General features: G+C 51.3%; 1 rRNA gene. It reads left to right on the top strand.

Features of this window, described 5'->3' with window-relative positions:
* Positions 1 to 599: ribosomal RNA gene (locus V7D18_RS23685) — 23S ribosomal RNA — on the top strand; the annotation flags it as partial.

Genomic DNA, 599 nt, shown 5'->3' with positions numbered 1-599 from the left:
GGGGTTACGGACTGCAACAAGTGAGACGATTTGTTACCAGAACGGTCCTGGAAAGACCGGCCATAGAAAGTGAAAGCCTTGTATGGGAAAGCAATAGTCAGCGAGCAGGATCCAAAGTACCACGAGACACGAGAAACCTTGTGGGAATTCGGGGGGACCACCCCCCAAGGCTAAATACTACTTAGTGACCGATAGCGCATAGTACTGTGAAGGAAAGGTGAAAAGGACCCCGGGAGGGGAGTGAAAGAGAACCTGAAACCTTGTGTTTACAAGCTGTGGAACCACATTTTAAGTGGAACCGCGTACTTTTTGTAGAACGGTCCGGCGAGTTACCGTTACTGGCAAGGTTAAGCACTCAAGGTGCGGAGCCGAAGGGAAACCAAGTCTTAATAGGGCGTTAAGTCAGTGAAGGTAGACCCGAAACCGGGTGATCTACCCATGTCCAGGTTGAAGCTGCCGTAAAAGGCGGTGGAGGACCGAACGCACATCCGTTGAAAAGGGTGGCGATGAGGTGTGGGTAGGGGAGAAATTCCAATCGAACCCGGAGATAGCTGGTTCTCCTCGAAATAGCTTTAGGGCTAGCCTCGTATTAGTCTGCC

The organism is Lacrimispora sp. 38-1, from assembly GCF_049890855.1.
Taxonomy (GTDB): Bacteria; Bacillota; Clostridia; order Lachnospirales; family Lachnospiraceae; genus Lacrimispora.
Note: the sequence above shows the minus strand (reverse complement) of the source record. Positions and strands in the feature narration are given on the sequence as shown.